Consider the following 26,270-nt stretch of genomic DNA (forward strand, 5'->3'; position numbering starts at 1 on the left):
CAAGGAGACGATGAACGCAATGCATATTCGCATGCTGCGGGGGAGGGAGCTTTCGGACGCGGCTGCCCTCTCCGACCGGATCTTCCGGGAACCGGGCCAATCCTCGATGGCCGACGCCTTCCCTTATATTTTCTCGAACGCGATCCGGAGCGTATCGTACGGTGCGTTCGACGGGGACAAGCTCGTCTCCTTTTTCGGTCTCGTCCCGTGGGTCGTTCGCGTCGGCGAAGCGCGGGTTCAGGCGTTCTCGATCGGCTCCGTCTGCACCGATCCGGCGTCTCGGGGACAAGGCCTCGCCTCTCGCATCTTAGACGAAGTCATCGCGTTCGCGGATCGATCGGGCGCGTCGCTCCTCTTCGTGTCGGGCTCTCGTTCCTTGTACACGCGGGCGCATTGCTGCCCGTTCGGACGCGTTCGGCGCTATACGATATCGTCGGATGCGGCGTCGCGGTTGGCGACGTCGGGCGCGGGCGGCGCATCCGTTATCGTACGCGAAGCCGAGCCGTCCGACCTGTTCGCCATGCATGCCGTGGCCGCGGCGATGCCCGTCCGCTTCGAAACCGACGTTAACGGCTTGGGGGCGCTAATGCAGGCGGAAGCGGTCGCCAGTACCATGAAGGCGAAGCAGAGCGTATTCGTCGCCGAAGCGGCGGGCGAAGTACAAGCCTTCGCCGTCGTCGCATTCCGCGCGGAGCGTGCCTCAGTGGTGGAATGGGCCGGCCCGGCGGAGACGGCGGCGCCCTTGCTCGCCGCTTGCGCGGCGATGCCGGAGATTAGCGCGCTTGAGGTTCCGGTGCCGATGCACGAAACCGCCCTGCGCGAGAGGTTGGACGCGTCCGGAGCGACCGCGCTCGACGAAAACAATCAGGGAACCGTTCGGATTCTGAACGCGGCGCGGTTGTTGCGGCAGCTGAATCCGTGGCTTGAGGGGAAGACGCTGGAGGCGGAGGCGCTGTCCCCCGAGCAGCTCGTCGCCGCTTGCTTCGGACGCGTCGACATGGACGCTCTAGAATCGACGGCGCACGCGGCGCGGTCGTCGCGGGAGCCGATTCCGCTACCATATACGGGAGGGATCTATTTTATATGAAACTTGGCATGATCGGATTGGATACGTCGCATTGTACGGCGTTCACGGAGCTGCTTCACGACGAGAATCACCCGCATCACGTACCCGGCGCCACGGTCGCCGTCGCGTTCCCGGGCGGCTCGCCGGACATCGAATTAAGCCGAACGCGCGTCGGCGGATTTACCGAACGTCTCGCGAACGAATTCGGCGTAACGATCGTCGACTCCCCGGCGCGCGTCGCCGAAGAAGCCGACGCGATTCTGATCGAGGCGATGGACGGTCGCGTCCATCTCCCGCTCTTCCGCGAGATCGCGCGCTACGGCAAGCCGGTATTCATCGATAAGCCGCTTGCCGTTCGCTCGGAAGACGCCCTGGCGATCCGCGAACTGGCGGCTGCGCATGGCGTGCCGCTCATGAGCGGCTCCTCGCTGCGGTATTCCGGAGCGGTCGCGGAAGCGCTGGAAGGCGTCGGCGGGCGGGATCGGGTCATCGGCGCGGACTGCTTCGGGCCGATGGCGATCGAGCCTTCCCAGCCGGGGTGGTTTTGGTACGGCATCCACACGGTCGAGATGCTATACGCCGCGATGGGTCCCGGCTGCGTGCGAGTAACGGCGTCCGTCAGCGCCGAGCATGACGTCGCCGTCGGGGAGTGGCGCGACGGACGCATCGGCATCGCCCGCGGCAACCGAAGCGGCAATCATGGCTTTGGCGCGGCGATCCATGGGAAAGAAGGGACCCGGTTCGCCGACGTCAGCGCATACGCCAAGCCGTTCTACGCCAGTCTCGTCGAACGTATCGTCGATTTCTGCCGGACCGGGGAGGCCGCCGTTCCGATCGACGAGACGATAGAAATCATTCGGTTCATGGAAGCGGCGAACGAAAGCAGGGAAACCGGGAAGCCGGTACTGTTGTAGAGGTTCATTCAGGAGCGTCCGGGAGCTGCCGTCCCGACGCTCCTCTTTCGTTACCGGGGGAGGCGGGAGTAGGTCTTCCAACGTCTTTCTAACCTGATATCTTCTGCTCAGGGCAAATAGTAAGTCCGTACCAGCTGTCGCGTAACGATGCGCCGCTCGCGCCGGCGTTCCAACGGAAGCAGAACTCATTGAGGTAGCTCTGAAGGTACTTCGTGCCGACGCCGTTGAACAGCCGGTTCATCCAACCGCGGGCCTCTAGCAGGCAATCCCGCAGCGGGCTATGGTGCATCCGATCGGAATTGAGCCAATGCTTGTCCGCGCTCGGATCGACGTGTTCCTCGAGGATGCGTTCTTTCCCGTACGCGGTCGGTTCCTTGAACCCTCGAACGAGCCGGTCGCGAGGCACGTACCCGAGCTTCAACGCGGTCGGCTTGCCATCCCTCCCGACGGAAGCGGAGATGGAGACGACGCGTTCGCAGCGGTAATGCCGGTGGGGCAGGAAGATGAAAATATAATTAGGCGCCAAAAAATGAAGCCCGGTATGTACGGTCCCTTGCAGCTTGAAGGCGTCTTCGACTTCTCCGATCGCTTGCCGGAATTTGCGCAGCATGAGCCACGCCGTCTTATGCTTCACACCGATGAGGTCGGCGAGCTGCTTCGCGTTCACCCCGTTCGTAGAAGCGAGCAACTCGATGGCGGCGGCCCACTTGGCGAGCGGCGTACGCGTCTTGGCCATGACGGTGCCGGCGGTTACGGACGTCTGATGGCCGCACAGGCGGCATTCATAGAGCGGGAGCTGCCGCGTCGAGATCGTATAATACGCTCCGTGTCCGCAGCTCGGGCAAACAAACCCGTTCGGCCACCGCCGCCGGAAGAACAATGCCACCAGTTCCGCCTGCTCCATGAACGCCGCCTCCTTTTCCTTATTATACCGAACATTTGTTCTAATATCAATGATAAATTTCCAACATATACATCCTGATTAAAGGAAATCACCTTAGAAAGTGCTGAAGAGGAGAGAGTGCCGCTCGGGCCGCCTGAATAAGAGAAATCACCTTGGAAAGGTGCAGGAAAAGTGTCCCTCGAAAAGGAAATCCCCCTCCACGAAGAGGGGGACGCGGGTTGAAGCGGGCGGTTATCGCGACGGGGCGGGTTGCCGTTTTCCAAGGCGTTCTTGGATTTGCTCTACATGGCGGTGGTCTTCGTCCAAGATTTCGTCGATCAGCTTCGCGCTCTCCGCGTCGAGTTCGCCTTCCACGATGTCGTGCGAGACGTGAATGCCGTATTTATGCTCGCCTTGATAGGCCTGCGACAAAATCTCCTCGGTCGTCCGGGGCTCCCGCCGCAGCTGCGACATCCATTCCTCGACTCGGCCCGCGATGCTGATGTCGTTCGCGGCTTGCCCGCCTAAATCCTGGATCCGCTTCGCTACTCTCGCCGCTTGGTCTTTCGTAGAAGCTTGCAGATGCTGCAGGAAATCTTTCAACGCTTCGTCGCCCGCTTGATGAATCAGGTGCTCGTACTGTCGAATTCCCATATAACGACCTTGCAGAAATTCATTCAGATGTTTGATCGTCTTCGTTTTGTCCATGTTCGCGCGCCCCTCAGTCGTAGTTACCATATTTTAACCCGAAGCGCGCAATCTACTCTGGACGAGCTTCACATCGACATGCGGCGCGGCTCTTCGCGGAGGACGGCGCGCACCCAACGCTCCACCGATGCCGGGCTTCCGCCCGAAGCGGGGGGCGCCGGACGGAATCGCTGTTCTCGGATGCCTTGCTTCGTCCGGTGCAGCGCGGACTTGACGGCGGAGACGGTCGTACGCCGCCGCTCCGCGATCTCGGCCATGGAATAGCCGAAGTATTCGGCGAGCAGCCATATTTCCATCTGCTGCGGCGTCAATCGTTCCGCCATCCATTCGATGATCCCTCGAATTTCGATGTAGTCCGCGTCGAACGCCGCCTCCGGCCGCGATTCCATCCGGCCGCTCCGGACTTGCGTTTTCCGATACCGGTCGATCCACGACAGCTTGGCCGCTCGCAGCAGGAACATCTTCGTAATTTCGTACCGATCGTTATTCTTGAAATAGACGAACGACTTCAACAGCGCTTCCTGCATCAAGTCTTCCGCGTCCCACTTCGACTTGGCTAAGGAATGGCAGTAGCCGCGAAGATCCTGAAGATGCGGCGAGACGAGCGCTTCGAAGCGGGACGCGGTCTGCATAAGGCAAGCCTCCTTAGACGATCGGCTCATCAACTGAAGCGCAGCGCGTCGATCGGCTTCAGGCCGGCCGCTTTGTTCGCCGGAAACAGCCCGAAGGCGATGCCGATGACGACGGAGAAGCCGAAGGCGAGCGCGATGTTTTCATAGGAAAACACCGCATCCATATTCAGCGCCGACGAAACGGCGATCCCGACGCCGAGGCCTACTCCGACGCCGAGGAGGCCCCCAAGGCCGCTGAGCGTGATCGCTTCGATGAGGAATTGCATGAGAATGTCGCGTTTCTTGGCCCCGATCGCTTTACGGATCCCGATCTCGCGCGTTCGCTCCGTCACGGATACCAGCATGATGTTCATGATGCCGATGCCGCCGACGAGGAGCGAGATGCCGGCGATGCCGCCCAAGGCGAGCGACAGCGTATCCGTCACCGAGGATACGGTGTCCAAGACGTCCTGCTGATTGAAGACGCGATAGCTGTCCGCGTTGTTCCGGAACATGCCGGCGAGCTCCGCTTCGAGCAGCGCGGCGGTCCGGTCGACGGCGTCGGCGGATTCGACTTGAATGTACACGTTCCGAACGCCTCGGCTTTGGAACACGCGTTCCGCCGTCGTAAGCGGCACGCCGACGAGCTCGTCGTTCGACCCTTGCGAGGAGTCGCCCTTCTCCGCGAGCACGCCGACGACTTTAAACCGCGTGCCGTTAATTTGGACGTACTCGCCGATCGGGTCGGCGAAGCCGAACAAGTCGACGGCCGTCGCCGAGCCGAGCACCGCGATTTTCTGATAGAAGTCCAGATCGATCTGGGAGACGAACCGCCCCGCGGACACCTCGTAGTCGCGGACGTCGGCGTATTGCGCGTTCGTCCCGACGACGCTGACGGAAACGCTGTCCGTACCGTATCTCACCGTTCCGTTGTTCGTATTGTACGGCGCGGCGTATTCGACGCCTTCGAGCTCGCCGAGGCTCGTCGCTTGCTCGTAGGCGAGCGTCGACGTGCCGCCGCGCCCTAGGATGTTGACGGTGAGCAGGTTCGTCCCGAGACCTTGCACCTGCTCGGTCACCTGCTTCGTGGCGCCTTGTCCGATCGCGACGAGGGCGATTACCGCGGCCACGCCGATGATGATGCCTAGCATCGTCAGGAGGGAGCGCATCTTGTTGCCCAAGATGCTCTTGAACGCCATTTTAAAGCCCTGACTGAAGTTCATGTTTCGCCGCGCCCTCCTCCCCGATTCGCCCGTCCGAGATGCGGACGACGCGTCCCGCCTGCCTTGCGATATCCATGTCGTGCGTAATGAGAATGATCGTGTGCCCGGCGCGATTCAGCTCGCGAATAAGCGACATGACCTCGCGGCCGGTCTTCGTGTCCAGGGCGCCCGTCGGCTCGTCGGCCAGAAGCACGGGCGGCGAGCCGACGAGAGCCCGAGCGATCGCCACGCGCTGCTGCTGCCCGCCGGACAGCTCGAGCGGGGTATGATGCATGCGCTCCTCGAGCCCTACCTTACGGAGCGCATCGACCGACAGCTCTCTTCGCCGGGCGGAAGGGAGTCCGCCGTAGATCAGGGGCAGTTCGACGTTTTCCAAGGCGCTGAGCTTCGGGAGCAAATTAAATCCTTGGAAAATGAACCCGATCTTCCGATTCCGAATTTCCGCCAATCGGTTGTCCTTCAAGGCGCTTACTTCCTCGCCGTCCAGCCAATACTCCCCTTCGGTGGGAGCGTCCAAGCAGCCGAGCACGTTCATGAGCGTCGACTTGCCGGAGCCGGAAGGCCCGATGATGGCGACGAAATCGCCCCGGTCGATCGTAAGCGTTACGCCGTCGAGCGCTTTGACGATTTCGCCGCCCATGCGGTATTGCTTCGACAATCGCTCGATGCGGATGAGGGCGGGCGTCGAGGCGGCCATCAATTCCGTCCTCCCCCGGTCCCGCCCCCGAAACCGCCGGGCGCTCCGCCGCCTCCGCCGAAGCCTCCGGGCACGGCGCCGCCGCCGAAGCCGCCTATGCCGAAGCCTCCGGGCACGGCGCCCGGAGCGGCCGAGGATGCGGACGCCGTCGTCGGGACGATGACCTCGTCGCCCTCCGCAAGGCCGGAGACGATCTCGATGCTGTCCTCGTTATGGATGCCGACCTCGACGAAGACGCGGCTTTGCCCGGCCGCCGCGCTATCGCCGAGGCTTCCGGCTTGTCCGCGCCCCGTCGATGCGCCGCCGTCGGGACGGCGCTGCGGCGCCGTTTGGCCTTCCGCCTGCCCTTGCTGCGCCGGGGGGGACCGGCCCTGCTCCGCCGATCCTTCGGCGGACGGGACCGACACGAAGTATTGGCCGCGGAACGACTGCACCGCATCGATCGGCAGAAACAGCGCGTCCGTCTTCTTCGCCGTCACGATGCTCGCTTCGGCGGACATGCCGGCCTTGAGGCCCTCGATGTCCGTCAGCAGGACGGTCACGTCGAAGCTCGCGACTCCGTTATTGGCCGTGCCTTCCTCGGCGATGGCCGCGACTTGGCCGGCGAATACCGCGTCCGGAAGGGCGTCGACCAGCACGGTCGCTTCCTGGCCGAGCGCCGCTTCGGCGATGTCGAGCTCGTCTACGCCGACGACCATCTTCATGCGGGCGAAGTCGACGACCTCGCCGAGCTCGGCGTTTTCCCGCAGCGCGTCGCCCGGCTCGACGGCGAAGCCGGACAGCTTGCCGTCGATGGGCGCCGTAATCGGATCGATCGCATCCTCCTCTTGGAGCGAGGCGATCTCATTTTCCAACGATTCGATCGTTAACTCTTGCTTTTTAATATTGATGCCGATCGATTGCTGCGCCGCATCCCCGCTTTCGGCCGCTTCCTTGAATTGAAGCTGCAGCTGCTCCAGCTCCAACCGCTGCCGCTCGAGCTCGATCCGCTTGCTTGCGAGCTGATCTGCCGCGTCCTCCTGTTCGAACGTCAGCAGGACGTCGCCCTTCTTGACCGTATCGCCGTCTCGGAAGAACACCTCCTCTACCGTTCCCGCGACGCCGGAGACGATCGTCTCCCGATCGGCGGGCTCGATGCTTCCGGTGCCGCCGATCGAAGATACGAGCTCCCCTTTGCGAACCGTCGTCGTGACCGCCGCGGACGCCGTCGGCGCAGGCTCCTCGTTCCAGTACAACCAGCCGGCGGCCGATCCGCCGACCAATACGACGCCGAGTCCCGCGATCCACCATTTCCTTTTCATTCGAATCGATCCACCCTTCCTCAGACCTTAGGCTTGCCACTGTCACGAATTATGGAGGCGTAACCTGAAACGAACATGAAGCTCAACTGAACGTTTGCTGAAAGTTTTAAGACTCGTATTGCTTCTTTCGCCGTTTTATAATGGAAGCGACGAGAGGGTGGAGCGCAGGTGAAGATTAAAGTACTTATTGCCGACGATAACGCATTCGTTCGGGAAGGGATGAAGATCATCCTGTCGACCTTCGGCGACATCGAGGTGTCGGCGACGGTGCAGGACGGTCTGGAAGCCGTGGACTATTGCGAACGGCACGAGGTGGACGTAGCGCTGCTCGACGTGCGGATGCCGAACTTGAACGGCGTCGAGGCGACAAAGCGGATCGTCGAACGGACGAAGACGAAGCCGCTCATTCTGACGACGTTCGACGACGACCGGTTCATCGTCGAGGCGATCAAGAACGGGGCGAAAGGGTACCTGCTGAAAAACAACGACCCGGAACGCATCCGAGACGCGATTAAGACGGTGCATTACGGGCATAACGTGCTTCAAGACGAAGTGCTGGAGAAGCTGAAATCCGGCTTGGGCGCGGGCATCTCGGAAGAAGCGCGGGGCGCCGCCCGAGGCGCCGACATCGACCGTACCGCGTTCACGGAGCGGGAGCTCGATATTATGACGTTGATCGCGAAAGGCGCGACGAACAAAGATATTTCGAAAAAGCTGTTTTTGTCCGAGGGCACCGTCGCGAATCATATCACCTCGATTCTCGGCAAGACGGGGTTGACCCACCGGACGCAAATCGCGATCTATTATTTGACCGGGGAAGTACATTCCAGTGATTGAGGGGAGAGATCCCAAGACGTATTGGCCGCTGCTCGGGAAGGGCGTGTTCCTGCTGTCGGCGATCGGTATCGCGTCCGTCGAGGAGGGCGCCGTCTCGGCGTCGTTCGTCTTGTTCGTCCTCTTGTACGCGTGCGCCGCGATCTCATCGAGCCTGCCGCAAGCGGCCGGTTGGCGGACAGGGTTGTCCGCGGCGCCGATCGCGGTCGTCTTGGCCGCCGCCGTCGCTCATCCGGCGCTGCTCCTGCTGCTCCCGATCCAGCTATGCGAGCTTGCGGCGAGCGTGACGCGCAAGCGTTGGATCGCGGCGCTGCTCCCGTTCGCGCCGTTCCCTTACGTCCCCGAGCGGCTCTGGATCGCATACGGGGCCGCCGCAGCCTTCAGCTTCTTGTTCGTGACGATGCTGGACGAGCTTGCGTCCCGGTCCCGGGCGGACCGCGACGAGGCGGAACGGCTGCGCCGGGAGCTGGATCGGGTCCGCGCGCGGCTGGAGGAGCAGCAGGAATACGTACGGCAGTTCGAGTACACGTACGCGCTGGAGGAGCGCAACCGGCTGTCGCAGCAAATGCACGATTCGATCGGCCATTCCATGACGGGCGCGTTAATCCAGATGGAGGCGGCCAAGCGGCTGCTAGAGGTCGACCGGGAGAAATCCGCGGAGCTGCTGCAGAACGCCATCCGCATCTCGAAGGACGGCATCGACGATATCCGACGCGTGCTGAAGGGATCGAAACCTCCGGCGGAGCAGCTTGGCATCCAACGCATGAAATTGTTCATCGACGAATTCGCCGCCGCGCATCCGATCAAGACCGCGTTCACCTACGAAGGCGACGTGGACCTCATTCCTCCGATGTATTGGAGGATCATTCACGAGAACGTGAAAGAAGCGCTGACCAACACGATGAAATACGCCGGCGCGACGGCCGTCTCCGTCCATGTGCAGGTGCTGAACACGATGATCAAGGCGGTCGTCTCCGACGACGGCAAGGGGACGTCCCGCGTCGTGAAGGGCCTAGGGCTGATCGGCATGGAAGAGCGGGCGGCCGCCGCGAACGGAACGGTCGTCGCGGACGGGTCGCGGGGGTTTACCGTGACGACGTTGCTTCCTTTCGTCGAAAGATCATGAGATTTCTCATATGCAAGGGATGAACTTGTGCACTGCCGCGGTTCATCCCTTTTTGATTATGATGGGGATACAAAGAAGAATAAGGGAGGGCGACGGATGAACGTTCTGGACATGAAACGGCTGACCAAGAAATTCGGAGACTTTATCGCGGTGGACGGCATTACGCTGTCGGTCCGCGAAGGGGAAATCTTCGGCTTCCTCGGCGCGAACGGCGCCGGCAAGAGCACGACGATTCACATGATCGCGTCGCTGCTGTCGATCTCTTCGGGGGAAATCGAGATTCTCGGCCGAAATATCGCGAAGCATCCCCGATTCGCCAAGTCGAACATCGGGATCGTGCCTCAGGATTTGGCGATCTACGAGGAGATGACGGCATTGGAGAACGTCCGATTTTTCGCGGGGCTCTACGGGCTGGGCGGCTCGGAATTGAAGCGGCGCGCTGAGGAAGCGCTGGCGTTCGTCGGACTCGCGGACAAGGCGAAGAGCTACCCGAAGCACTTCTCGGGCGGCATGAAGCGGCGTCTGAACATCGCCTGCGCCATCGCCCATAAGCCGAAGCTGATCATTATGGACGAACCGACGGTCGGCATCGACCCGCAATCGAGGAATTACATCTTGAACTCCGTGCGGCAGCTGAACGAGGCGGGGTGCACGATTTTATACACAAGCCATTACATGGAAGAGGTCGAGGAAATTTGTACGCGGATCGCGATTATCGATCACGGCAAAATTATCGCCGACGGGACGAAGGAGCAGCTGAAAGCGATCGTGACCGACCGGAAGGAGATCGACATCGAAGTGCGCGGCGCGGGCGGCCTCGATCTCGCCGAGCTGAAGCGCGTTCCCGGCGTACTGTCGGCGGAGCTCGAAGAGAACGTCTTGCGCATCGCCTCCGCCGCCGAGGTTCGGAATTTAAACCGCATTCTCGAGCGGCTCATGACGGACGGCGTCGACATTCGCGCGGTGAAAGCGCGGGAACCGAGCTTGGAGCAGGTGTTCTTGACATTGACGGGCAGAAGCCTGCGGGACGATTGAATTCGGACCCGAGGAGACGGGGGTGGAAAGCTTGAACGCGTTACGAATCGCAGGCAAGGAAATCATAACCAATATCCGGGACGTGAAAATGCTTATCTTCATGCTGGCGACGCCCGTGCTGCTCATCTTGATACTCGGCTCGCTGCTGTCGAGCGCCTTCCAAGGCGGCGGCGCGGAGGTCGGCGAGATCCGCGTATGGGTTCGGGACGACGCGGCCGACGGCGAACTGTCGGAAGCTTGGAACGCGTTCGCGAAGGAAGCGGCGGGCTCCGGCATCGCGTTCGAAGCGGCCGCGCCGGGGACGGACGTCGAGGCCGACGTCGCCGCCGGGCGGTACGCCGGCGTCGTGACGCTGACCGAATCCGGCATCGAATACGCCGGGAACGAACGAGGCGCGGCCGCGAACGGCATCGTCTCCGGGCTGCTGACGTCGTTCGCGGATGCCCGGAACGTCGAAGCGACGATCGGCGCTCCGCCGTCCGTAGGAGGCTTCGTGCGAAGCGTCGCCGCGGAGACGCAAGCGAAGCCCGGAGCGCTGGATTATTACGCCGTCGCCGTGACGACGATGATAATTTTGTACGGCGCGCTTACGGCCGGCGGGTTGATCGAGGAGGAGCGAAAGCGGAACACGGCGCTCCGGCTCGCGGCGGCGCCCGTCTCCAAGGCGGCCGTCTTCGCCGGGAAGGTCGGGGGCTCCGTCGCGATGAATGCGATCTTCGTCGCGATCGTCGTCCTGATCAGCAAGTGGATGTTCGGCGCCGAGTGGGGGGACGATCTCGGCATCGTGTACTTAGTGCTGTTGTCGCAGATCGTCTTCGCGATCAGCTTGGGCCTCGGCGTCAGCTATGCGTTCAAGGGAAGCGCCGCCGGCGCGGTGACGTTGGCGATCGTGCAGTTGGAGTGCTTCTTCGGCGGGGCGTATACCCCGACGAGCGCCATGACGGGATGGATGGGAACGATTTCGAATGTTTCTCCGCTCGCGCGGACGAACGAGGCCATAATCCAGATTATATACGCAGACCGTCTGGCGGCGGCGCTTCCCGCGATATTATGGAACGTCGGCATGGCCGCGCTGCTGTTAGCGGTCGCCGCGTGGACGATGCGCAAGCGGGAGGGACTATAAATGAAGGATACGATGCGGTTCATCCGGAAGGCGCTGCTGACGTCGTTCCGCGAAGGGAAACCATGGATATTCGCCGTTGCGATTCCGGTCGTCGGCCTCCTTCTCTCGTCCGTCATCTACGGCGGAACGGGATCGGCCGACGCGACCGTCGGCATCGTGAATCGGGACGTCGGCCAACGTCTCGCGACGGACGCTGTCGCGTATATCGAGGCGCTCGAGGGCGTCGCGACCCGCGAACTCGCCGCTTCGGAGGCGGCTGAAGTCGGCGCGCTGCTGAATGAAGGCGAGTTGGCGGCGGTGCTGACGTTCCCCGAAGGGTTCGCGGCGGGTCTGGTCGGCGGCGCTCCGCCGTCCGCCGACCTGGAGTCGAGCCCGGACAGCTTGGCCGCGAAGCGCGTCGCGGCGTTCCTAGACGCATACATCGGGCAGGTCGCTTCCCTCGGGCTAGCGGCGCAAGGAGACGAGGCTGCGTTCAACGCTTGGTACGACGAGTTTCGGAGCGCCGAGTTCGGCGTCACGACTCGGACGGTCGAGGACGACTCCGCGTCCCGCGCCATGGCGAGGCAATCCGTAGGGTATTTGCTCTTTCTCATGCTGTTTTCCGCCGTTCATCAGTCGAGCGCCTTCCTGCGGGAGAAAGAACACCGCACGTACTTCCGCATCCTGGCTTCGCCGGCGTCACCGGCGGCGTACGTCGTCGCGAACGCGGCCGTGAATTTCCTTGTGTTGACGGTTCAGATCGCGGTGATGCTGTTCGTTATGGGGACGTTCTTCCGGATGGACCCGGGCGTCCCGTTCTGGCAGCTGTTTCTGCTGCTGCAGCTGTTCGCGCTGACGGCGATCGGGGCGTCGCTCGCGATCGTCTCGATAGCCGGCAGCTCGCTCAAGGTCGGCGCCATGCAAAACGCGATATTCCTGCCGACGAGCCTCATCGCGGGCTGCATGTTCCCGACCGACGCGATGCCGGAGGCGCTCAAGCGGATCGCGGAATTCCTGCCGCAGCATTGGCTGCTGGAGACGTTGGAGTCGCTGCAGCGCGGAAGCCCGCTCGGCGACTTGACCCTCAACTTCTCGATCCTGCTCGCCTTCGCCGCCGCGTTGACGCTCGTCGCCGTCTATCGCTTCGGCCGGAACGATACGATGCGGAGTTTTTATTAAGATGCATACGCGCGCCGATCCTGTGCACTCTATATGGGGGAAAATATGGTTAGAGTCAGGAGGGGTACGGTGAAGCATCAATTGACGAAGCTCGTGTCCGACAAAACCGGATTGTCGGAGGCGTTGTCGAACGAGGCGGTCGAGACGATCGTCGGGTATTTCCGGACGCGGCTGCCGGCCGAAATCGCGAACCAAATCGACAATTTGGCCCAAGGCGAGGATCCGGACAACTTGCGGGACGTCGACGAAGATTCGGTCATGTAATTTTGCGGTTTCCAGAAAGCTCCTTCGCGCTCATATCCGAGGCGGGGGAGTTTTTTTTCATATGAACTTAGGAAATTAAACTTCGTACCGAGGAAATTAAAGGAGTTGAACGCCGACCGGACGTTCCGAGCGGGAAGGGCTTATTTATCGCTTTCCTTCTTCGAAAATGAAGCTACAATAGAAGAACGTGAAAACGATATTACCGTCGACGGAACGGAGGTTCGAAAACGATGCATACGGTCATCTTGGTAGACGACGAAGTTTTCGTTCGAATCGGTCTAAGAAATTTAATAGATTGGAATGGCCTCGGGTACGAAATTATCGACGAGGCGGATAACGGCGAAGACGCGCTCGAACTCATCGAGCGCAAGAAGCCCGACCTGGTCGTCACCGATATCCGCATGCCGGCGCTGGACGGATTAGAGTTGATCGGGCGGGCGCGAAGCGCCAATTCGAACGCTTGCTTCATTATCATCAGCGGGTATAACGATTTCGGCTACGCTCAGAAAGCTGTGCGATACGGAGTTCACGACTTCATCCTCAAGCCGATCGACGAGCGGGAGTTGACCGACGCGCTGACGCAGCTGCATCGCAAGATCGCCGAAAACAAGCTGTTCGAATTGAGGAGCGGCGACTTGCGGAAGGAGCGGATCGTCGATGCGCTGATCCGCGGCGATTTCGAGGACGAACAGCTCGAGGAATGGGCGAAGGAGCTGAAGGTCGACCGCGCGAAGGAGATCCACTACGCGTTCCTTGAAGTGAACGACGTTCACCCATGGAACGCGCCGGAGCCGCCGTCCGCGGAGCAGTGGAAGGAGAGGATTCGCCGGCGCATCGTCGAAGCGGGCTTCGCGAAGGCCGAGGAAGACGCGTTCTTGAAAGAGCACCATGGCAGATTCGGATTGTTGATCGCCTGCGGCGGGGCGTCCGGACCCTGCAGCGACGCGGAGGCGTACGCCGCCGAGCTGCGGCAGGCCGTATCCGACGCCGTCGGGGCGGTCGTTTATCTCTACTTGGGCAAGCCCGTTCCGCGTCTCGCCGCGCTGCGGGATTCGTATCTTTCCGCCAAGGATGCGCTGCAGCTCAAGTTCGCTCGACCGGACAGCCAAGTCATCTATTGTCCCGATCCCGTGGAGGGTTCCGCGAATTACGTCGTCCCGGACGACGCGTTCCGCCGCCAGCTCTTGGAGAGCATCGAAGAGAAGGACGCGGAGCGGATCGCGCAGCAGGTCGAAGCGACGTTCCGCGAATTCAAGGAGCGCCGCTTCGCGCCGGAAGCGGTGAAGTCGGCCATCCGCCAAGTGGTGGCCGGCGTGCTGACGCTGATCCGGAGCATGGAGGGAGACGAGCGGATGCTGACCGCGCTCGAGCCGATCGTCAGCTGGCAGGATCTGAATGTGTCGCCCGGCGAGCTGAAGCGGCTGTTCCTGGACTTCGTGCTGGAGAGCGCGGAAGAAATCGCAAGGCTCCGGAAGGATTGCGTCAAGGGCGGCATTCAGAAGATCAAATCGTACATCGAAGCCCACTATAACGAGAACATCAGCTTAAAGAGCATCGCTTCGATCTTCTTCATGAATCCGGTGTATTTAGGTCAACTGTTCAAGAAGACGTACGGCGTTCATTTCAATGAATTCCTGCTGCAGATTCGCATCGGCGAAGCGAAGAAACTGCTGCGCCGAACCGACCTTCGGGTGTACGAGATCGCGGAGAAGGTGGGCTTCGGCAGCGCGGACTACTTCGTCACCCGATTCGAGAAGCTCGAGCGGATGACGCCGACGGAATACCGAAACAAGCTGCTCGAAAAAAAATAACAGAGGCGAAGGGATGGGGCGCGTGAAGCTGACCTTCGATAACGTCCGGCTCCGCAATAAAATGCTTGTCGTTTATATTTTGTCCGTCTTCGTGCCGATCGTGTTTACGAACATCGTGTTTTATCATGTGACGATCGACAACGTTCGGGAACAGCGGATGCAGGACATCTCCCGCGCGATCGAACAAATCAGGCAGGAATTCCGCGTCGAAATCGAGGATACGGTCAGCATCTCGGGCGTGTTTTATACGGATCTTCTTCTGAACGAAATTTTGGAAGCGGATTACGCGAGTCCGATCGAATATATCGAGGCGTACGATTATTATTTGCGCAGAGTCTTGAACAGCTACGCGCCCGTATACCATTCCGTGCAAGCGATTACGGTGTACGTGGATAATCCCACGATGCTTCACTCCGGGGGGATCGGCTACATCTCGGAGGACGTCCGAAACGCGGAATGGTACCGCGTCGTCGCCGAGGCGAAATATTCCGCGCCGGTGTTTATGCGCACCGAAACGGGCGGCGTCAAAGATACGTTCAGCATCGTTCGCAAGATGGATTTCGTCGACGGGCAGAACGAACGCGAGAAAATATTGAAAATCGACCTTCGAACGTCGGCGTTGCGGCAAATTTTCTCGAATCTCAATTTGCAGGGAAATATGTATCTCGTCAACGAGAACGGCGCGATCGAATTCACGACGGACCCGACGATCGATTGGATGCGGGAAGAGAGGAACTTCAGCGAGCTTACGCTGCCGGAAGGCACGTTGACGCTGGAGTCGGGTACGGAAAACGAGTACGCCGCTTATTTGAACGGCTGGCGCATCGTCGGCACGATTTCCGAAGACGAAGTGCTCAAGGAAGTGCGCAAGTCCAGAGAATTTATCATCTTGCTCGCCAGCATCAATATGGTCATTCCGACGCTCATCATCGTATGGTTTACGAAATCGCTCAGCGATCGGCTGGCTCAAATTTTAAAACATATGAAAAAAGTGAAAAATCAACAATACGATACGATCGATCGGGCGGATTCCCGCGACGAGATCGGGCAGCTGACGAGCGAATTCAACCGGATGACGCTGCAGGTCAAGAGTCTGATTCAAGACGTGTACCTCGCGGATCTGCAGAAGAAGGAGCATGAGCTGCAGACCCGGTACGCCCAGCTCAACGCGCTGCAGAGCCAGATCAATCCGCATTTTCTGTTCAACTCGCTCGAGACGATACGCATGCGCAGCTTGATCAAGCAGGAAACCGAGACGGCGAAAATTATCCAGAACATGGCGAAAATATTTCGCAATTCGCTCGCTTGGCGCAAAGACACCGTCACCATACGGGAAGAGATGGAATTCATCAATTGCTTCCTCGAAATCCAGAAATACCGATTCGGCGATAAATTGGATTACCGTTTGCAAGTCGACGAATCGGCCTACGACTGCCAAGTGCCGAAGATGGCGTTCCTGCCGTTCGTGGAAAACGCGAGCATTCACGGCGTAGAGCCGCTGAAGGGTAACGGGCGGATCGAGCTCGAGATCGGCCGGACGGCCGATGCGCTCCTGTTTACGCTGCGGGATAACGGCGTCGGGATGGACGAGGAGAAGATCCGACGCCTCCACGGATACTTGGAAAGCGAGGAAGAGATGGGCGACCGGATCGGCGTCCAAAACGTCATCTACCGCTTAAAGCTGTATTACGGCGACAGGTTCCGGCTTCGGTTCGAAAGCGAGCCGGGCCGCGGTACAATCGTCCGCATCGAATTGCCGCTGCAGGGCGATGCGCCCCCTTCGACGTAATGTGTGGTTTTCTAAGTACGAACTTTAGATTGTCAGGTTACGGAAAAAGCGGCTGTTTTCTATACTGAGTATGAAAGTGCTTACAACAAAATGAAAGGGGTTTACGAACAGATGGCAAAGAAACACTGGCTATCGGGCTTAGCGATCGTCATGTCGGCCTCCCTCGTCGCGGGCTGCGGCTCCGACTCGGGCTCGAACAACGAAACGGCCGGTTCGACGAACAACGAATCTACGGGCGGGACGAAAACCGAAGAGCAAGCCGAGAAGCCGTTGGAGAAAGCTACGTTCACTTACTTCGTAGGGGCGTCGGGCAAGAAAGATAGAAACACGAACGAAACGACGATCGGGAAGCTCCTGGAAGACCAGACGGGCGTCAACTTCAAAATGGAATATCTCGTAGGGGATTTGAACACGAAGATCGGCACGATGATCGCCTCCAACGAATACCCGGACGTGCTCGTTCCCGATGCGGCGATCGACAAAGTGATCGACGCGGGCGGCTTTATCGATCTGACGCCTTATATCGAAAAATACGAGAACCTCAAATTCGTCTTCGGGCCTTATTTGAACCAGATGAAAGCGGCGGACGGAAACATTTACATCCTCCCGTTCTCCACGGTCGTCGGCGAATATATGCCTGACCCGAACATCAATCAAGGCGCATGGTGGGTGCAGCGCCGCGTGCTGAAAGAAGCGGGCTATCCGCAAATCAAGACGATGGACGAGTATTTCAAGCTGATCGAAGATTTCGTCGCGAAGCATCCGGAAGAAAACCTGACGGGCTTCCTCTCCTTGACGCACGACTGGAGATTCTTCGCCACCTCGAACCAGCCGATGCATCTGGCGGGGTACCCGAACGACGGCAACGTGCTCGTCGATATGAACACCTTCGAGGCGAAGACGTACGCGGCGAACGAGGATACGAAGCGATGGGCGCAGAAGATGAACGAGATCAACAGCAAGGGTCTCTTCGACAAATCTTCGTTCGTAGACAACTACGACCAATACATCGCGAAGCTGGCATCGCATAAAGTCGTCGGCTTCTTCGACTACGGCTGGCAGATCAACAATGCCCAACTAAACCTGAAAGACGCGGCGAAGAAGGACGCGACCCAGGACGATTTCGTCTACTTCCCGCTTCCGGTGACGTTCGACGGCGGCAAGGACCAGTACCTCGATCCGCCGGGCTTCGTGAAAAACCGCGGCGTGGGCGTTACGGTCAGCGCGAAGGATCCGGACCGCATCATGGCGTTCTTCGACACCTTGCTTTCCGAAGAAAACCAGATCATGAGAAGCTGGGGTATTCAGGGCGAAACGTACGAAGTCGACGCGAACGGCCGCTTCTATCGCACGGAGGAGCAAATCCTGAAGATCGACGAAGCGTTCCGCGAGCAATTCGGCTTCAAGTACTTCGATTGGGATTGGCCGCAATACAACACGAACTCCACGCTCTCGGACGGCAACGCGCTGTCGCCGGGCTTGCAGCCTGAAGTGTTCCAGATGGGGCTGACGGCGGAAGACAAGACGATTCTCGACAAGTACGGCGTGAAGACGTATTCCGAGCTGTTCGCCGCGCCTGACGAGCGCCCATGGTTCCCGGCTTGGGGCATCCCGAAAGAGCAGGGATCGCCGCAGCAAATTTGGGAAACGAAGAAAGACGAGCTGACGAAAAAGTACATTCCGAAGCTGATCTTGGCGGAACCGGGCGATTTCGAAGCGGTATGGCAGGAGTACTTGGGCGAATTCGGCAAGCTCGATACGGCCGGCTACGAGAAGTGGTACACGGAGCAGATCAAAGCCGTGATCGACTCGCTCAAATAATATCAGGCAGGAAGGAAGCGGAAGGCCGGCTTGCATGCCTCGCGCATAAAGCCGGCCTTTCCCGATTTCCGCCCCCGATTCGGTTCCGATAAGGAGAGAGAGGATATGGAGACGAATACACCATCGCTGCGCACCGCCAAGGCGACCCCGAAGAATCCGACGGGAATCCGGTTGTTTTTCAAGAGATTGTTTCAACAAAAAGCCCTTGTTCTCATGTCCGTCCCGTTTCTGATCTGGCTGTTCATCTTCAAGTACGTGCCCATATGGGGTTGGAGCATCGCGTTCCAAGACTTTAAACCGGCCAAGGACTTTATGGACCAAACCTGGGTCGGCCTAGAGCATTTCCGGTTTTTGTTCCAGGAAGAAGCGTTCTACCGCGTCCTGCGCAATACGCTCGCCATGAGCGCGATCAATTTGGTCTTGGGCTTCACTACGGCCATCACCCTTGCCATTCTATTGAACGAACTGCGGCAAATCGTGTTCAAGCGCGTCGTGCAGACGATCAGCTATTTGCCGTACTTTATTTCTTGGGTCGTCGCGGCCAGCATTATTTCCACCGCATTGTCCGCGGACGGCGGCATCATCAACGAGCTGCTTCTCTGGCTCGGCGTCATGAAAGAACCGGTCTTGTGGCTCGGCGTCGGGGAATATTTCTGGGGAATTCTCGGCGCGTCCGAGGTGTGGAAGAACGTCGGCTGGAATACAATCGTTTACTTGGCGGCCATGACGATGATCGATCCGGCGCAGTACGAGGCGGCGGAGATCGACGGAGCGGGTCGGTTCCAGCGCATCTGGAACATCACGCTTCCGGGGCTGAAGCCCGTAATCGTGATTCTGCTAATTATGAACGTTGGCAATATATTGGAGACGGGCTTCGAACCGCAGTATTTGCTCGGCAACGGCATGAACGTGGATTATTCCGAAAACCTGGACATCTTCGTCCTGCGGTACGGCATCTCGATGGGCAATTTCTCGCTCGCGATCGCCGCCGGCATGTTCAAGACCGTCGTCAGCTTCATCCTGTTGTTCTCGGCGAACTCGATCGCCAAGCGGCTCGGCGAAGCCAGACTGTTCTAGAGGGGAGAATGGAACATGGAGAAAACCAAAAAGATCTACGGCCGTTACCGTTCTCCGGGCGACCGCATATTCGACTTCTGCAACGTCGTCTTCATGATCTTGCTCGTGATCGTTACCTTATATCCGTTCGTCAACTCGATGGCGGTCTCGCTCAACGATGCGAAAGATTCGATCAAAGGCGGAATTTACCTGTGGCCGAGGGTATTCACTTGGGATAATTACGAATACGTGTTTCGCGAAGCGACCATTTTCCACGCGACCTTGATTTCGATCCTGCGCACGGTCATCGGCACGGTCGTCACGGTGTTCTGTTCGGCGATGGTCGCCTACACGATCAGCCGACCGGAGTTCGTGCTCCGCAAGTTCGTGACGGTCGCGTTCGTCCTGACGATGTACTTCAACGGCGGACTCATTCCGAACTTCCTGCTCATCCGCGAGCTCGGCATGCTGAACAGCTTCTGGGTGTACGTCATTCCCGGCATCATCGGGGTGTTCAACCTGATCATCATTCGTTCCTTCATCGAAGGGCTGCCCGAGGGGATCCTGGAATCGGCTCGGATCGACGGCTCCGGCGAATTCACGACGTTCATGAAGATCGTGCTGCCGCTCTCCGTCCCCGTCCTCGCGACCGTCGCGTTGTTTACGGGCGTATGGCAGTGGAACTCTTGGTTCGACGTCTTCTTATACAACTCCTCGACGGTCGAGCTGAGTACGCTGCAATACGAGCTGATGAAAATTTTGCAAAATTCGAACGCCTCCATGTCCTCGAGCGGGAGCGACGCGTTCGCCCGGGGGATGAACGCGGACGCGAACGTCGTGACGCCGACGTCGGTCCGCGCGACGATGACGATCGTCGCCAGCTTGCCGATCATGCTGGTGTATCCGTTCCTGCAGAAGTATTTCGTCCAAGGGATGACGTTGGGCGGCGTGAAAGGCTAATCGTATACATGCATCGACGCGCGCCTTCAAGAGGCGCGCGTTTTTTTGTTCGCGACTCGTTAACAAACAATAACATATAATCGAAAACGATTGACTTCGACAACACAGCGCTCGATAATAGAAGAAGAATCAAGAGCACCAAGCAGCGGAGGAGAATGGATATCGTGGAATGGAACGTTGGGCAAGGGGAAGCCCGTTGGATCGAGAAGCCGGCGATCGATCATCGGAGCTGGAGTCGATATACGGTGGAAGCGGATGTCGCCGTCGAAGCCGGAGGCGCCGCGGTGCTGTTCGGCGCGCAGGACGAAACCGCCTTTTACGGCTGCGGCTTAGACATCATCGGCCTTGGCGCCGCCGTGACGCTTTATTCGGTCGAAGGCGGCGGCCGGACCGAACTTGGACGCGCGGCGCTCCCGGGAGGGGAGGCGGCCGCCGTCACGCGCGCGTCGCTTCGCATCGAGCTCGGTACGGGCGAGGTTCGCGTCTTCGCGAACGGCCGACTCGCGCTCGAAGCGGCGGCGCCCGACTTGCGCCCCGGCACGATCGGTTTCGCGACGGGCGCGGGGCAGCGAGCCGTGTTCCGCGACCTTCGCGTGCTGGCGGAGGACGGACGGGCGATGTACGTCAATCGCTTCTACGACCCGACGGCCGTGCATTTCGGCGCCGGCCGCATCGAGGGAGCGAACGGCTTGCTGCTCGAAGGGGACGCGGTCGCGCTGCTCGAGACGCCGGCGGCGACCGACAGCCCGCTGTTCCGGAAGGCGTTCGAGCTTCCCGCCGGCGTCCCGGTGGCGAGCGCCGTCGCACGCGTGTATGCCGTCGGCTGGTACGAGCTGCGCGTCAACGGTCGGAAAGCCGACAATCGGGTGCTGACGCCGGCCAATACGCCGTACGAGCGTCGGATGCTGTACGACGAATACGACGTGACGGACGCGCTGCGGACCGGCGGCAACGCGCTCGGCCTATGGCTCGGCAACGGCTACAACGCCAACTATTCTCGCTGGGGCTGGAAGTGGAGGCGGAACAAGGCCGTCGTACTGCAGCTGGACGTCGAGCTGGCCGACGGCGGCAAGCGGCGGATCGTCACGGACGAGACGTGGCGGACGGCGGATAGTCCGCTGCTCGAGAACGACATCTACGACGGCGAGACGTATGACGGCCGCCTCGATCGGCCGGGCTGGGATACTTACGGTTTCGCGGACGATGATTGGCTTCCCGCCGCGCCGGCCGTCCCGCCGGAGGGGACGCTCGAGCCGAATCCGCAGCCGCCGGTGCGCGCGTTCGCGCCGATCGAGCCGGTCCGCGTCCTGCGCCCGCGGGATGGCGTCGCCGTCTACGACTTCGGCCAGAACGTCGCCGGATGGGCGAAGGCGACGGTCGAAGGAGCGGCCGGGAGCCGCCTAACGCTCCGCTACAGCGAGCTGATCGACGCGGACGGCAACATCGACCCGTGGACGAACCGGAACGCGAAGGCGACGGACGCGTACCTCTTGAAGGGCGAGGGGATTGAAACGTACGAGCCGCGCTTTACGTACCACGGCTTCCGGTACGTGGAGGCGTCCGGCGATGCCCGGCCGATCGCGGTTCGCGCGGTGCCGATTCGCGCGGACGTCCGGGAGACGGGGCGATTCGCTTGTTCCGACGCGCTCGTGAACCGGATCCAGAGCAATATCCGGTGGTCGTTCCTTAACAACCTGGTCACGATCCCGACGGATTGCTGTCAACGCGACGAACGGACGCCGTGTTTGATGGACTCGGCGGTCGTCGAGGAAGCGGCCATTCATAATTTCGACATGCGGCTCTATTATCGCAAGTGGCTCGGGGACATCGAAGACAGCGTCACCAACCCCGACTGGAGCGGGGACAAGGTGACGCTCCCTTGGCACTTGTACTGGTATTACGGAGACAAGGAGACGCTGGCGAGACAGTACCCGTCTATGCGCGCCTATATCGATCATCTCTCGGGCCGGTGGCCGGAAGGCGTCGTGACGGAAGGCTTCGGAGACTGGTGCGCCCCGAACGAGGACGGATGGGAGTCGTATTTCCGCGAAGTGGACATCGTCAATACGTCGCTTTACTACAACCAGACGTCGATCGTCTCCGAGGCGGCCGCCGTCTTGGGCTTGCCGGACGAAGCGCGGCGGTACGCGGCGCTTACGGATACGATCAAGCGCGCGTTCAACGAGACGTTCTATAAGGGCGACGGCCGGTACGGCAACGGCTCGCAAACCGCGCAATTGATGCCGCTCGCCCTCGGCCTGACGCCGGAGGAGACGGTCGCCCCGGCCGTCCGTCGCTTGGCGGAGGCGATCGCCGCGAAGGATAACCGCTTGGACACGGGCATCTACGGCACCCGGTATTTGCTGGACGTGCTCGCCGACCACGGGTATGTCGATCTGGCGTTCGAGGTGCTCACGCAGGAGAATTATCCGAGCTTCGGGTACCAGATCGCGTCGGGGGCGACGACGCTGTGGGAGCAATGGAGCGAGAAGGGCGGCATGCATTCGCACGATCACGCGATGTTCGGAGGCATCGGCGTTTCCTTCTATACCCGGCTGGCGGGCATTCGACCGCTTACCCCGGGGTACGATACGATTCGCATTCACCCTTGCATTCCCAGCGCGCTGGATTGGGCGGAAGCGAGCGTCGACACCCCGAAGGGCCGAATCTCTTCGGCATGGAGGAAGGAAGAGGGACGGCTCCGGTTCGAAGTCGACATCCCCGAGGGGGCGACCGCCTGGATCGTCTTGCCGGGCGGATCGACAAAGCGTGCGGAACACGAACGCGAGCGGGTCCTCGCGGGTCCGGGTAAGCACATGTTCCAAATCGAATAGAAACGGGCATTTCGAAGAAGTCAGCGAGGATCGAGCCTCGCGGGCTTCTTTTTCTTATTTATCGGAAAGAGGAAAACCTCAACCGCTTCATGGTGCGGAGCGCGACGATCATCAACCACAGCACCGCCACCATGCTGGGGACATAGATGAGCCAATATTGCCATAAGGGCAGGTAGACGCGAAGCGTATCGAATCGCATCATCGCGGCGTTCGCGGCAAAGATGAGCAGCAGCGCGACCGCACACCACCCAAGGCTTCGAGTCCGGTACACGACCGCCGCCAGCAGCGTCGCCTTCGCGAACCCGTATATCGCCGACATGAAGATATCGTCGCGATAGGGGTCCTCGAATACGCCCGTGTGAAACGCCCGAACGCCGGCGACCGCCAGCACGAAGGCGAACGTCCCGATAGCGGACCACGCGAACATATGCAGCGTGAGGAAGACGTACGGGGATGCGCCTTGGCGCACCTTCTCGAGCCACAGGCGGGAAAGCCAGAAGAAGAAGATCAGCGCCGCGATCGTATACGGAATTTTCCACCAATGAAGATTGTAAACTTCCAACCAACGGAACAGCCATTCGATCCCGCCGAAGCCGAGCGCCAGCAAGATCCACCACCGCGCGCCGAGCCGGTAAACGGCGACGTACACGGCGGCGACCGGCACCGCGATCAAATTCGAAATGACGGCGCCGAACGTATTGTCGTAATACGGTTTGCCCACGAGATGCGGGAAATAGCGATAGCTTCCGTAGAGCACGAAGGTGAAAAATTCCAAAAAGTAGATCATGCCCGAGAAAGCGAGCACCAGGATGAGCGGCCAAAACGCACGCTTTCGGACGAGCAGGACCGCAAGCGCGGCGACGCTGACGGCGCTTAAGGCAAGATAAGGGATGTAATTCGGCATAGGAACCTCTCTGCTATGAATCTAATGACGTATCACTATGTTCCCCATCGAAAGCGTATAGCAAACCCGCCGAACGGCGTACCTAAAAAAAACACAAACGCGCAGCGTTGCATTCCATTGTGACCGCTTCCACGGATCGCGTACGATAGGAACATCACGAACCGAATCTATCGACTCGAACGACCCATCAGGAGGGGAGCCATGAATTCACACGCACCGACGACGCCGAACGCCTCGCGGGCCAAGCCGCCGAAACCGAAGCTTCGCTCGACGCTAAGCTTTATGTTGAAATACAAGACGTTGTACTTGCTGGCCGTGCCGGGCGTCGTCTATTTTCTCGTCTTCAAGTACGTGCCGCTGCTCGGCTCCGTCATCGCGTTTCAGAATTACAATTTGTTCAAGGGGTTCACGGGGAGCCCTTGGGCGGGATTGGCGCATTTCCAGAAAATGTTCGCGCACTACGACTTCCTCCGTATTTTGAAAAACACGATTTACCTCGGGCTGCTCGACATCGCGATCGCCTTCCCGGCGCCGATCGTACTGGCGCTGCTGCTGAACGAGGTGCGCAAGCTCGCCTTCAAGCGGACGGTACAGACCATCATCTATGCGCCACACTTCCTGTCGTGGGTCATTATCAGCGGCATCTTCGTCGGCATCCTGTCGCCGTCCTCCGGCTTCGTGAACACGATGTTGAGCTGGTTCGGCATCGAGCCGATCTATTTCCTCGTCGAGAACGCCTGGATCCGGCCGGTGCTCGTCGGCTCGGGCGTATGGAGAGACGTCGGGTACGGCACGATCATCTACCTGGCGGCGCTGACGTCCATTAACCCGGAGCTGTACGAAGCGGCCGAGATGGACGGCGCGAACCGGTGGAAGCAGACGCTGGCGATCACGCTTCCGTCGCTGCTGCCCGTCATTACCGTGCTGTTCCTGCTGAAGATCGGCGACTTCCTCGACTTCGGCTTCGAACGCGTCTTCGTGTTCCAAAACTCGCTTAATCTCGACAGCAGCGAAATACTGGACACGTTCATCTACAAGGCGGGCTTGCAGCAGATGCAGTACAGCTACGCGACGGCGATCGGGCTGTTCAAATCGATCGTCGGACTGACGCTGCTCGTCATCGCCAACACGCTGAGCCGCAGGGCGACCGGCGAGTCGCTGTATTGAGGAGGGGGACGCCATGAACGCACGAATGACCGCCGGCTACCGGACGTTTACGATATTCAACTACATTTTCTTGACCGTCGCGACGCTGAGCATGTTTCTGCCGCTCCTGAACGTCATCGCGCAGTCGTTCAGCAGTCCGTTCGCGATCGACCGAGGGGAGGTGCTGTTTTGGCCGGTCGAGTTCACGACGATTTATTACCAATACGTGTTCCAGGACGCCTCGATCTGGCGCGCCTTCGGCATCTCGGTATTCATTACCGTCGTCGGCACGTTCATTAACCTGGCCGCGACGTCGTCGCTCGCGTATCCGCTCTCCCGCGACGAATTCGTCGGCCGGAAGCAGCTGCTGCTGATGATCGTCTTTACGATGATTTTCACCGCGCCGCTCATTCCGGAATTCATCCTGATTCGCGAGCTGAGATTGTCGAATACGCTCTGGGCGCTCATGATTCCGACGGCGATCAGCGCGTTCAACTTGATCGTGATGCGATCGTTCTTCATACAAATTCCGAAGGAGCTCATCGATTCCGGCCGCATCGACGGCGCCGGCGAGCTGCGCATGGCATGGAGCATCGTGCTGCCGCTGTCGAAGCCGGTGATGGCGACGGTGGGCATTTTCTACTCGGTCATGAACTGGAACACGTATAAGAACGCGTTGTACTATATTAACGACAGAGCCTTGTACCCGCTGCAGATCAAGCTGCGCGAGATGCTCATTACCGACGACATCGTCGACACGGGGAACGATCTGTTCTCGAACCTCGCGACGGCGTCGCCGCAAGGGGTGCAGATGACGGTCATTATCGTCGCGACGGTGCCGATCGTCATGATCTATCCGTTCCTGCAGCGGTACTTCGTCAAGGGCATGATGGTCGGCTCGATCAAGTCGTAAGCGCGGGGTCACCTAAAAAAACGACAAGTCGATGCAATATCATTCCATTGTTGGAAAATACATGCGATACCAAAATGAGGGCGTAGCGACATT

The 26,270-nt window shown here is 59.9% G+C and carries 22 protein-coding genes and 1 pseudogene; 16 read left to right on the forward strand and 7 right to left on the reverse strand.

Going from position 1 to position 26,270, the window contains the following annotated elements; genetic code table 11:
* The first annotated feature begins 19 nt into the window (after positions 1–19).
* Positions 20–1,087: a GNAT family N-acetyltransferase gene (locus FE782_RS27535; protein ID WP_158299585.1), complete on the forward strand. Its 1,068-nt coding sequence runs from the start codon at positions 20–22 to the stop codon at positions 1,085–1,087.
* Positions 1,084–1,980: a Gfo/Idh/MocA family protein gene (locus tag FE782_RS27540; RefSeq protein WP_238392682.1), complete on the forward strand. Its 897-nt coding sequence runs from the start codon at positions 1,084–1,086 to the stop codon at positions 1,978–1,980. The genes FE782_RS27535 and FE782_RS27540 overlap by 4 nt, the downstream gene beginning before the upstream one ends.
* Positions 1,981–2,682: 702 nt before the next feature.
* Here FE782_RS27540 and FE782_RS33440 read toward each other — a convergent pair.
* From FE782_RS33440 to FE782_RS27570, 6 genes and pseudogenes are all read right to left on the reverse strand, one after another.
* Positions 2,683–2,854 (reverse strand): annotated as a pseudogene (locus tag FE782_RS33440) (transposase family protein); the annotation flags it as partial.
* Between the two features lie 261 nt (positions 2,855–3,115).
* Positions 3,116–3,571 carry a ferritin-like domain-containing protein gene (locus FE782_RS27550; protein WP_158299586.1) on the reverse strand — a complete coding sequence of 152 codons (456 nt, stop codon included), beginning with the start codon at positions 3,569–3,571 and terminating at the stop codon, positions 3,116–3,118.
* A 68-nt stretch (positions 3,572–3,639) separates the two neighbouring features.
* Positions 3,640–4,203: an RNA polymerase sigma factor gene (locus FE782_RS27555; protein WP_158299587.1), complete on the reverse strand. Its 564-nt coding sequence runs from the start codon at positions 4,201–4,203 to the stop codon at positions 3,640–3,642.
* 29 nt (positions 4,204–4,232) lie between these two features.
* Positions 4,233–5,405, reverse strand: a complete 1,173-nt coding sequence (locus tag FE782_RS27560; RefSeq protein ID WP_138197570.1) for an ABC transporter permease — start codon at positions 5,403–5,405, stop codon at positions 4,233–4,235.
* Entirely contained in the window at positions 5,383–6,102 is a 720-nt protein-coding gene (locus FE782_RS27565; protein WP_138197571.1) for an ABC transporter ATP-binding protein, read from the reverse strand. Before FE782_RS27565 ends, FE782_RS27560 begins: the two co-directional genes overlap by 23 nt.
* Positions 6,102–7,403: an efflux RND transporter periplasmic adaptor subunit gene (locus FE782_RS27570; protein WP_138197572.1), complete on the reverse strand. Its 1,302-nt coding sequence runs from the start codon at positions 7,401–7,403 to the stop codon at positions 6,102–6,104. The genes FE782_RS27565 and FE782_RS27570 overlap by 1 nt, the downstream gene beginning before the upstream one ends.
* 168 nt (positions 7,404–7,571) lie before the next feature.
* Between FE782_RS27570 and FE782_RS27575 the strand changes: the two genes are divergently transcribed.
* The 12 genes from FE782_RS27575 to FE782_RS27630 all read left to right on the forward strand — a co-directional run bounded on the left by FE782_RS27575 (position 7,572) and on the right by FE782_RS27630 (position 23,214).
* Positions 7,572–8,240: a response regulator transcription factor gene (locus FE782_RS27575; RefSeq protein ID WP_138197573.1), complete on the forward strand. Its 669-nt coding sequence runs from the start codon at positions 7,572–7,574 to the stop codon at positions 8,238–8,240.
* Entirely contained in the window at positions 8,233–9,363 is a 1,131-nt protein-coding gene (locus FE782_RS27580) for a sensor histidine kinase (protein ID WP_238392683.1), read from the forward strand. Before FE782_RS27575 ends, FE782_RS27580 begins: the two co-directional genes overlap by 8 nt.
* A 96-nt stretch (positions 9,364–9,459) precedes the next feature.
* Positions 9,460–10,398, forward strand: a complete 939-nt coding sequence (locus FE782_RS27585) for an ABC transporter ATP-binding protein (protein ID WP_138197574.1) — start codon at positions 9,460–9,462, stop codon at positions 10,396–10,398.
* Positions 10,399–10,420: 22 nt separating this feature from the next.
* The gene (locus FE782_RS27590) at positions 10,421–11,521 is read left to right on the forward strand and encodes an ABC transporter permease (protein ID WP_238392684.1); all 1,101 of its coding nucleotides are present in this window, start codon (positions 10,421–10,423) and stop codon (positions 11,519–11,521) included.
* Positions 11,522–12,679: an ABC transporter permease gene (locus tag FE782_RS27595; protein ID WP_138197576.1), complete on the forward strand. Its 1,158-nt coding sequence runs from the start codon at positions 11,522–11,524 to the stop codon at positions 12,677–12,679.
* 69 nt (positions 12,680–12,748) lie between these two features.
* A complete protein-coding gene (locus tag FE782_RS27600) occupies positions 12,749–12,943 on the forward strand; it encodes a hypothetical protein (RefSeq protein WP_138197577.1) in 195 nt (64 codons plus the stop codon).
* A 230-nt stretch (positions 12,944–13,173) separates the two neighbouring features.
* Positions 13,174–14,754 carry a response regulator transcription factor gene (locus FE782_RS27605; RefSeq protein WP_138197578.1) on the forward strand — a complete coding sequence of 527 codons (1,581 nt, stop codon included), beginning with the start codon at positions 13,174–13,176 and terminating at the stop codon, positions 14,752–14,754.
* Between the two features lie 13 nt (positions 14,755–14,767).
* A complete protein-coding gene (locus FE782_RS27610) occupies positions 14,768–16,543 on the forward strand; it encodes a sensor histidine kinase (protein ID WP_138197579.1) in 1,776 nt (591 codons plus the stop codon).
* 111 nt (positions 16,544–16,654) lie between these two features.
* Positions 16,655–18,364 (forward strand): type 2 periplasmic-binding domain-containing protein, encoded by a 1,710-nt coding sequence (locus FE782_RS27615; RefSeq protein ID WP_138197580.1) that lies wholly within the window; start codon positions 16,655–16,657, stop codon positions 18,362–18,364.
* 105 nt (positions 18,365–18,469) lie between these two features.
* Positions 18,470–19,441 (forward strand): ABC transporter permease, encoded by a 972-nt coding sequence (locus tag FE782_RS27620; RefSeq protein ID WP_138197581.1) that lies wholly within the window; start codon positions 18,470–18,472, stop codon positions 19,439–19,441.
* Positions 19,442–19,456: 15 nt separating this feature from the next.
* Positions 19,457–20,380, forward strand: a complete 924-nt coding sequence (locus FE782_RS27625; protein WP_138197582.1) for a carbohydrate ABC transporter permease — start codon at positions 19,457–19,459, stop codon at positions 20,378–20,380.
* A 164-nt stretch (positions 20,381–20,544) separates the two neighbouring features.
* Positions 20,545–23,214: a family 78 glycoside hydrolase catalytic domain gene (locus FE782_RS27630; protein WP_158299588.1), complete on the forward strand. Its 2,670-nt coding sequence runs from the start codon at positions 20,545–20,547 to the stop codon at positions 23,212–23,214.
* Between the two features lie 58 nt (positions 23,215–23,272).
* Here the strand turns inward: FE782_RS27630 and FE782_RS27635 are convergent, their stop codons facing one another.
* Positions 23,273–24,118, reverse strand: a complete 846-nt coding sequence (locus tag FE782_RS27635) for a hypothetical protein (protein ID WP_138197584.1) — start codon at positions 24,116–24,118, stop codon at positions 23,273–23,275.
* A 201-nt stretch (positions 24,119–24,319) separates the two neighbouring features.
* Between FE782_RS27635 and FE782_RS27640 the strand changes: the two genes are divergently transcribed.
* Together FE782_RS27640 and FE782_RS27645 are read left to right on the forward strand one after the other, a co-directional pair.
* The gene (locus tag FE782_RS27640) at positions 24,320–25,285 is read left to right on the forward strand and encodes an ABC transporter permease (protein WP_138197585.1); all 966 of its coding nucleotides are present in this window, start codon (positions 24,320–24,322) and stop codon (positions 25,283–25,285) included.
* Positions 25,286–25,298: 13 nt separating this feature from the next.
* On the forward strand, positions 25,299–26,177 hold the full coding sequence (locus FE782_RS27645) for a carbohydrate ABC transporter permease (RefSeq protein ID WP_138197586.1): 879 nt from the start codon (positions 25,299–25,301) through the stop codon (positions 26,175–26,177).
* Positions 26,178–26,270: the final 93 nt, after the last annotated feature.

The organism is Paenibacillus antri, from assembly GCF_005765165.1.
In the GTDB taxonomy this organism is placed as follows: domain Bacteria; phylum Bacillota; class Bacilli; order Paenibacillales; family YIM-B00363; genus Paenibacillus_AE; species Paenibacillus_AE antri.

Excerpts from the sequence above, each read along its gene's own strand:
- FE782_RS27535 (WP_158299585.1), top strand. The coding sequence starts at position 20 with ATGCATATTCGCATGCTGCGGGGGAGGGAGCTTTCGGACGCGGCTGCC.
- FE782_RS27540 (WP_238392682.1), top strand. The coding sequence starts at position 1,084 with ATGAAACTTGGCATGATCGGATTGGATACGTCGCATTGTACGGCGTTC.
- FE782_RS27550 (WP_158299586.1), bottom strand. The coding sequence starts at position 3,571 with ATGGACAAAACGAAGACGATCAAACATCTGAATGAATTTCTGCAAGGT.
- FE782_RS27555 (WP_158299587.1), bottom strand. The coding sequence starts at position 4,203 with ATGCAGACCGCGTCCCGCTTCGAAGCGCTCGTCTCGCCGCATCTTCAG.
- FE782_RS27560 (WP_138197570.1), bottom strand. The coding sequence starts at position 5,405 with ATGAACTTCAGTCAGGGCTTTAAAATGGCGTTCAAGAGCATCTTGGGC.
- FE782_RS27565 (WP_138197571.1), bottom strand. The coding sequence starts at position 6,102 with ATGGCCGCCTCGACGCCCGCCCTCATCCGCATCGAGCGATTGTCGAAG.
- FE782_RS27570 (WP_138197572.1), bottom strand. The coding sequence starts at position 7,403 with ATGAAAAGGAAATGGTGGATCGCGGGACTCGGCGTCGTATTGGTCGGC.
- FE782_RS27585 (WP_138197574.1), top strand. The coding sequence starts at position 9,460 with ATGAACGTTCTGGACATGAAACGGCTGACCAAGAAATTCGGAGACTTT.
- FE782_RS27595 (WP_138197576.1), top strand. The coding sequence starts at position 11,522 with ATGAAGGATACGATGCGGTTCATCCGGAAGGCGCTGCTGACGTCGTTC.
- FE782_RS27605 (WP_138197578.1), top strand. The coding sequence starts at position 13,174 with ATGCATACGGTCATCTTGGTAGACGACGAAGTTTTCGTTCGAATCGGT.
- FE782_RS27610 (WP_138197579.1), top strand. The coding sequence starts at position 14,768 with ATGGGGCGCGTGAAGCTGACCTTCGATAACGTCCGGCTCCGCAATAAA.
- FE782_RS27615 (WP_138197580.1), top strand. The coding sequence starts at position 16,655 with ATGGCAAAGAAACACTGGCTATCGGGCTTAGCGATCGTCATGTCGGCC.
- FE782_RS27620 (WP_138197581.1), top strand. The coding sequence starts at position 18,470 with ATGGAGACGAATACACCATCGCTGCGCACCGCCAAGGCGACCCCGAAG.
- FE782_RS27625 (WP_138197582.1), top strand. The coding sequence starts at position 19,457 with ATGGAGAAAACCAAAAAGATCTACGGCCGTTACCGTTCTCCGGGCGAC.
- FE782_RS27635 (WP_138197584.1), bottom strand. The coding sequence starts at position 24,118 with ATGCCGAATTACATCCCTTATCTTGCCTTAAGCGCCGTCAGCGTCGCC.
- FE782_RS27640 (WP_138197585.1), top strand. The coding sequence starts at position 24,320 with ATGAATTCACACGCACCGACGACGCCGAACGCCTCGCGGGCCAAGCCG.
- FE782_RS27645 (WP_138197586.1), top strand. The coding sequence starts at position 25,299 with ATGAACGCACGAATGACCGCCGGCTACCGGACGTTTACGATATTCAAC.